This window comes from Pseudomonas sp. (genome assembly GCF_030684895.1).
GTDB lineage: Bacteria > Pseudomonadota > Gammaproteobacteria > Pseudomonadales > Pseudomonadaceae > Aquipseudomonas.
Window position 1 is genome coordinate 1 of sequence record NZ_JAUXXP010000081.1, and the last position, 6,844, is coordinate 6,844.

8 protein-coding genes are annotated in these 6,844 nt (G+C 64.0%); 2 read left to right on the forward strand and 6 right to left on the reverse strand.

Annotated elements, in window-relative coordinates:
* Positions 1–1,313: sodium:alanine symporter family protein (locus Q8M42_RS17695; RefSeq protein ID WP_304867466.1), on the reverse strand; the 1,313-nt coding region annotated here is incomplete at its 3' end.
* A 152-nt stretch (positions 1,314–1,465) separates the two neighbouring features.
* Here Q8M42_RS17695 and Q8M42_RS17700 point away from each other — a divergent pair.
* Entirely contained in the window at positions 1,466–2,284 is an 819-nt protein-coding gene (locus Q8M42_RS17700; protein WP_304869705.1) for a helix-turn-helix transcriptional regulator, read from the forward strand.
* Between the two features lie 94 nt (positions 2,285–2,378).
* Here the strand turns inward: Q8M42_RS17700 and Q8M42_RS17705 are convergent, their stop codons facing one another.
* From Q8M42_RS17705 to Q8M42_RS17715, 3 genes are read right to left on the reverse strand one after another with little or no spacing between them, the layout of a single operon-like run.
* On the reverse strand, positions 2,379–3,047 hold the full coding sequence (locus tag Q8M42_RS17705; protein ID WP_304869707.1) for a GNAT family N-acetyltransferase: 669 nt from the start codon (positions 3,045–3,047) through the stop codon (positions 2,379–2,381).
* Positions 3,047–3,490, reverse strand: a complete 444-nt coding sequence (locus Q8M42_RS17710; protein ID WP_304869709.1) for a GNAT family N-acetyltransferase — start codon at positions 3,488–3,490, stop codon at positions 3,047–3,049. Before Q8M42_RS17710 ends, Q8M42_RS17705 begins: the two co-directional genes overlap by 1 nt.
* Entirely contained in the window at positions 3,487–4,137 is a 651-nt protein-coding gene (locus Q8M42_RS17715) for an FMN-binding negative transcriptional regulator (protein WP_304869711.1), read from the reverse strand. The genes Q8M42_RS17710 and Q8M42_RS17715 overlap by 4 nt, the downstream gene beginning before the upstream one ends.
* A 92-nt stretch (positions 4,138–4,229) precedes the next feature.
* Here Q8M42_RS17715 and Q8M42_RS17720 point away from each other — a divergent pair, with 92 nt between their 5' ends.
* Entirely contained in the window at positions 4,230–5,711 is a 1,482-nt protein-coding gene (locus tag Q8M42_RS17720; RefSeq protein ID WP_370692748.1) for a PLP-dependent aminotransferase family protein, read from the forward strand.
* Positions 5,712–5,729: 18 nt separating this feature from the next.
* Here Q8M42_RS17720 and Q8M42_RS17725 read toward each other — a convergent pair whose 3' ends face one another.
* Positions 5,730–6,485 (reverse strand): ABC transporter substrate-binding protein, encoded by a 756-nt coding sequence (locus tag Q8M42_RS17725; protein WP_304869713.1) that lies wholly within the window; start codon positions 6,483–6,485, stop codon positions 5,730–5,732.
* Between the two features lie 106 nt (positions 6,486–6,591).
* Positions 6,592–6,844, reverse strand: a 253-nt coding sequence (locus tag Q8M42_RS17730) for an alanine:cation symporter family protein (RefSeq protein ID WP_304869714.1), incomplete at its 5' end; no start/stop codon positions are given.

A 6,844-nucleotide genomic window follows, 5' to 3' on the forward strand; every position in this document is an offset into this window, starting at 1 on the left:
CCGGCCTTGATCTGGTTGTCGTAGTCGCGCATCAGGCGCAGGCCGACCTTGAACAGCAGCACCAGGGCAATCAGGTTGCAGATGGCCAGCAGGCCCATGGTCACGTCGGCAAAGGCGAACACCGTACCGAGATCCTGCACCGAGCCCCAGAGGACCAACGCCACCACCAGCACACGGTAGACCACCACCGGGCCGCGCTTCTTGCTGAAGAAGCCCAGGGCGTTTTCACCCAGGTAGTAGTTGTAGATCAGGGTGGTGAACACGAACAGCAGCAGCGCCACGGTAACGAACACCCGGCCCCACTCACCGACCACGCTGGCGACAGCGGTCTGAGTCAGCACCACGCCGGCCATCTCGGTGCCTGGCTGATACACACCCGACAGCAGGATGATCAGCGCGGTGCAGCTGCAGAGGATGATGGTGTCGATAAACACGCTGAGCGACTGCACGATGCCCTGGGCAACCGGGTGCTTGACCTCAGCAACGGCGGCGACGTTTGGTGCACTGCCCAGACCTGCTTCGTTGGAGAACAGGCCGCGTTTCACGCCCATCAGAATGGCCGCGCCGATACCGCCGGCAAAGGCAGGTTCCAGGCCGAATGCGCTCTTGAAGATCAGCACCAGGGTGGCCGGGATGGCGTCAACGTTGCTGCCGATCACGAACAGCGCCATGGCGATGTAGGAGAAGGCCATCACCGGCACCAGTACATCGGCGAACTTGGCGATGCGCTTGATGCCGCCGAAGATGATCAGGCCGATCACTACGGTGAGGATCAAGCCGCTGACATAGGTCGGCAGGCCGAAGGTGTCATGCATCGAGCTGGCCACGGTGTAGGACTGCACGGCGTTGAAGCCGAAACCGAAGGTCACCAGCAACAGAATCGATACGACGATGCCCAACCAGCGCTGGCCCAGGCCGTGCTGGATGTAGAAGGCCGGGCCACCGCGGTAGGTGCCGTCGTCTTCACGGCGCTTGTACAGCTGCGCCAGGGAGCACTCGAAGTAGCTGGTGGCCATGCCGACCAGGGCTACGACCCACATCCAGAAAATTGCGCCAGGGCCGCCGAGCATGATCGCCACCGAGACACCGGCGATGTTGCCGGCACCGACGCGACCGGCTACCGAAAGCATCAGCGCCTGGAACGAACTGAGCTGACCCGGCTGACGCTGGAAGGCTTCGGCGAAGATGCGGAACATGCTGCCGAAGTAACGGAACTGAACGAAACGCGAGGCGATGGTGAAGTACAGACCAAGGCCGATCAGCATCACGATCAGCAGCTTGCTCCAGATCAGGTCGTTGAGAATATCGAGCATGGCAGTGAGGTCTCTCTTGTTGTTTTGTGAAGGAAATATGGGCGGGGCCGAATGGTTGAGCAGACGCGCTTGTCGTGCAATTTCGCGGATGGCGGCGAACTGACGCGAGTTGATGCTAGAATCGCGCCGCTCGCATCACCAGGAAAACCGTCATGTCCGACCATCTAGGCCCCAATCTAAAGCTGTTGTGTGGCCATTACCGGTCAATCGCCGAGGTTTGCCGCAAGCTCGCGATCAATCGCGCCCAGTTCAATAAATACCTGAGCGGACAGAGCCGACCAACGGCCTACAACCTCAAGCGCATCTGCGACTTTTTTGGTGTCGAGGCCTACGAACTGAGCCTGCCGGCCGAGCAGTTTGCCGACCTGATCGGTGCGCGCACGCCGGGCCAGGATGCCGGCGGTCGCAGCGACGCGCTGATGGAATTGCTCAAGCCGCTGCGCGCGCATGCCGGCAACCTGTCGCGCTATTGCGGCTACTACTTTGAATACTCCAACTGCATGTCGGTGCCGGGCACCGTGCTGTTGTCGCTGGTGCAGCTGTGGGAGGAAGACGGTGATTTCCTGTTCGAGCGCCAGGAGCGTCAGGAGCGCTCCGCCAGTGCCGACGTGCAGGGCGAGGACTGGGTACGTTGCCGTTATCTGGGCGCCGCCTTCCAGCTGCAAGATCGGCTGTTTCTGCTGGACTACGAATCGCTGACCCTCAACGAGATGAGCCAAACCATCCTGATTCCCAGCTACAAGAGCCGCATCACTCGCCTGAATGGTCTGAAAACTGGCGTCTCCAGCGGTGACCGGCGCAGCCCGGCCTGCACCCGCGTGGTCTGGGAATACCTGGGCACCGAAATCAACCGCATCAGCGCCTACCGCCAGGTGCGCCTGTACCGCCCGGACGATCCACGGATTGACGACGACGTGCGCCAGCGGCTAGCCGATGCACCGCTAAAGAACGGGCTGTTCGAGATCGAATAAGCGGCTGATCGCATGATGCGGGTGGCCCAAGTCGCATATGCGTCGAGGCCGGGCGCAGCGTTGGGCTTCGCTGCGCTCAACGCCAACCTACTCGTTATCGCAGCTCTTCCAGGCGCTGTTTCTGTTGTCCATCGGCGTTGAAGTTATCCGCCGCCAGCCAGCGCTGGAAACCGTCGCGTAATGCCGGCCAGTCGCCGTCGATGATGGCGAACCAGGCGGTGTCGCGGTTGCGGCCTTTGCGCACCATATGTTGGCGAAACAGCCCTTCGGCAGTGAAACCGAAGCGCTCGGCGGCGCGCATCGAGCGGGCGTTGGCGGCGTCGCACTTCCACTCCAGGCGGCGGTAGCCGAGGTCGTCGAAGGCGTGCCGGGCGAGCAGGTAGATCGCCTCGGTGGCCCCCGGTGTGCGCTGCATGGGCGCGCCGAAAGCGACATGGCCGATCTCGATGCAGCCGTCTTGCGGTGTGATGCGCAGGTAACTGAACAGCCCCAGGGCTTTGCTGCTGGTGTTGTCGAGCACCGCGTAGAACAGTGGATCGCGGCTGCTGGCGTTGCTGGCCAGCCAGGTATCGAACTCGGCCCGTTCGTTGAACGGGCCGTAGGGCAGGTAGTCCCACAGCGCCGGGTCCGGTCCCTGCAGCGCGGCCCACAGGTCATCGCCGTGGTGTGCGCTGTCGAGGGGCGCCAGGTGGACGAAACGTCCAGGCAGTTCACGCTGATCGGGTGCCGGGCGCGGCTGCCAGTGGGTGAGGTCGATGGTCATCAGAAGAGCTTCCTGTATTGGATAAAACCCGAGCGTTCGGCGATGCGGTCGTAGAGCTGACGGCCCGGGTAGTTGGTTTCCTGGGTCAGCCAATGCACGCGGCTGCAGCCGGCTGCCTGGGCCTGGGCGTAAACGTGCTCGATCAGCAATCGGCCGATACCGCCGCCGCGCTGATCGGCGCCAACAAACAGATCCTGCAGATAACAGCTGTTCTCCACCGACCAATTAGTGCGGTGGAAGATCCACTGCACCAGCCCCACGGCCTGGCCGTCACGCCAGGCGAGGGCGGCATGGGTCGGCTCGCTCGGATCGAGAAAGCGCTGCCAGGTCATGGTGCTGACCTCGGCGGGCAGCTCGCTCTGGTAAAAGTGCAGATAGCCCTGCCACAGCGGCAACCAGACGGCGTGATCGGTAGTGCTGACGGGGCGGATTTCAATGCTCATGGCGCTTCCTTGGCTAAGTGTTGGTTATTGATCTGCGCGGCCAGCTCGTGATCGCGTGGGTCATGGCTGGCGTGCAGTCCTTCGCGTACGCCGTTTTGGTCGGCCTGGCTGCGGTTCTGCCCGAGCTTCCATTTGCCCTCCAGGCGCTCGATGGGCAGGGCGAAGCCGACAATGGCGCGCAGCATGCTGTCGATATAGTCGCGCGGTGCATCGCTGACCGCCCAGGGTTGCGGGCGCTCGGCTTCGTGCTGCGCGCTGAGGCGGCTGACCAGTTGCAGCAGGCGCTCGGCATCGTCGAATACCTCGGCGCGGCCATGGGCCTGCACGCTGATGTAGTTCCAGGTCGGCACCACCTTGCCGTGCTCGGCCTTGGCGGCGTACCAGGAGGGGCTGATATAGGCCTCTGCACCCTGGAAGATCACCAGCGCTGGGCTGCCTTCGGCGAGGTCGCGCCACTGCGGGTTGGCGCGAGCGAAGTGGCCGTAGAGCGTGCCGTGGGGACCTTCGTCAGCTTCCAGCAGCAACGGCAAATGGCTGGCGAGCAGGCCTTGGGCACCGTGGCTGACCAGCGTCGGCAGGCGTGTAGCGCGCATCTGCTGGTGCAGCGTGGCGAGGTCGTCCTGGCGAAAAGCGGCGGGCGTGTACATGGGCGGGCTCCTGAGCTCATGGTGCCCATGCTAGAGCGCGTATTGGTCTGTTGTAAGATCCACTTTCTGTGACTTCTATGGAGCCAATCCGCATGGCCATTCCGTCCGCTGCGCCGCTCCCGGTCGATCTGTCCGGCATCCAGCTCGATGCGCAGCAGGGCCTGGCGCGTCAGCTGTATCAGGCGTTGCGTGAGCGCATCCTCGACGGCCGCCTGCAAAGCCGTACACGCCTGCCGGCCAGCCGCGATCTGGCAAGCCTGCTGGGCATCTCGCGCAATACCGTGATCCGCGCCTTCGACCAGCTGTATGCCGAGGGCTATATCGAGGGGCGCATCGGGGCCGGCACCTATGTGGCCGAGTTAAGCGGGGCGACGCGGCCAACTCCAGTGCCCCAGGCGCCGCCGACCGATACCCTGCAGAGTGCGGCGCTGCAGCTGTTGCAGAGCCATCATCTGAACCCGCCCTTGAGCGGCGCGCCACGGGCGTTTCGCGTCGGCGTGCCGGCTTTTGATCTGTTTCCCTTCGAGACCTGGGCGCGCTTGTCCGCACGCTTCTGGCGCAAACCGTCGCCCGCGCGCCTGGGCTATGGCGACCCGGCCGGCGACTGGCAATTACGTGAGTTGATCGCCGCCTACCTGCGCAACAGCCGTGGCCTGCACTGCGATCCGACGCAGATCGTCGTCACCAATGGTGCGCAGCAGGCCATCAGCCTGTGCGCGCAACTGCTGGTGACGCCCGGCGCGCGGGTGGCCGTGGAGAACCCTGGCTACCGCGCCGCCGGCCATGCACTGGCGATAGCTGGGGCGCAGTTATGCGGTGTGGCGGTGGATGACGAGGGCTTGGATGTCCCGGCGTTGGCGCTGCTTGAGGACTGTCGGCTGGTCTACCTGACGCCCTCGCACCAATACCCGACCGGCGTCACCTTGTCGCTGGCGCGGCGCCTGCAGCTACTGGAATGGGCCGAGCGCCATAACGGCCTGATCATCGAGGACGATTACGACGGTGAGTACCGCTACAGCGGCACGCCGCTAGCGCCGCTGGCGGCCCTCGACCGCCAGGGCCGCGTGCTGTATGTCGGCACCTTCTGCAAGATCGCCTTTCCGGCGCTGCGTCTGGGTTATCTGGTATTGCCGCCCTCGCTGGCCGAAGCCTTTGCCCGTCGCCGCGCCCTGGATATGCGCCATTCGGAAATCGGCACGCAGGCGGTGATGGCCGATTTTATCGCCGCCGGGCATTTTCAGCGGCATATCCGCCGTATGCGCAGCGCCGCACGCGCACGGCGAGATGCCTTGTTGCAGGGCTGGCCGAGTGAGATTGCCGGCTGTGCGCCGCTGCCCGTGGTAGAGGCCGGACTGCATCTGTGCGTGCGGGTGAACAGCCTGGCCCGTGAACGTGAGCTGATCAGCGCCGCCGAAGGAGTTGGCGTGGAGATAAGCGCGCTCAGCAGTTACTGGCTGCCAGGCAGCGCCACGCCGGAAGATCAGCGTGCCGGGCTGGTGCTGGGGTTTGCGGCGGTGCCCGAAGCGCAGATCCATGAGGCGTTGGCCGCGTTGCGCCGCGCCTGGCAGATATAACCGCCAGGCGCGGTTGACTCAACACAGCTCAGGATTTTTCGCGCAGCTGCCGTAGCCTTCGCTGCGCATCTGCTCCAGCGCGGCCTGCAGGCGCTCGACCACTTCGTCCGGGGTGTCCTTGTTTAGCGCCAGGTACAGCTGCGAGGTTTCGAAGCTGAGCACGGTTTGCAAATCATCGGCGCCCTGCTCTTTGGCATACACGCGCCACACCGGGTCGGAGGTGGCCCATAGGTCGATCTGCCCGCGTTGCAGCTTGCGGATATTTTCCTGGTCGCGCAGGGCGTTCTGCGGGGTGAAGCCCAGGCGCTCCAGATGCTGGCTGACCGCCGCGCTCTGGTAGGCGCCGATACGGTAGGCCTTGGCCTGTTCCAGGGTGCTCAGCTGCGGGTGGCTGCCTTTGCGGCCGACCAGCACACTCTGGTATTGGGCGATCGGCCCGACCCACTTGAACAGCGGCTTGCGCGCCTCGCTCATGGAGGTGGAGAACAGGCCGTGGTTGGCTTTGGTCATGGTCTGCTGGTAGATGCGGTCCCAGGGGAAGCGCAGGGTCAGGCTGTAATCGATGCCCGCGCGCTTGAACATCTCGCGCACGGTGTCGGCACTGACGCCCTGGATCTGCGCATCACGGGCGAAGTTCTTGCCGTGCTCGGCCATGTTGAAGGGCGGGAAGTTTTCCGTCAGCAGCACCATCTTGTAATCGGGCGGCAACTGCGCCTGGCTAAGGGGGCTGAACAGCAGGCAGGACAACAGCGCGGTGCAAAGAATATGACGCATGGTCTGGCACTCCACGTGTACGGAGAGTCCCGCGCCTGCCAACTGGCCGCGCGGGGCCTATGACATAAACAACAACGCCCAGGCCAAGGGCCTGGGCGTATTCAGATCAACGCTGTTGGTGCGCGTTGAGCGGGGGCTGGTTTGGCGTGTGCTGCCAGACAGCGGGGTCGAGATCCAGATCGGCAAAGTTCTTCGCATCGAACACTGGCGATTCCACACCGGCCTTGATCTGGTTGTCGTAGTCGCGCATCAGGCGCAGGCCGACCTTGAACAGCAGCACCAGGGCAATCAGGTTGCAGATGGCCAGCAGGCCCATGGTCACGTCGGCAAAGGCGAACACCGTACCGAGATCCTGCACC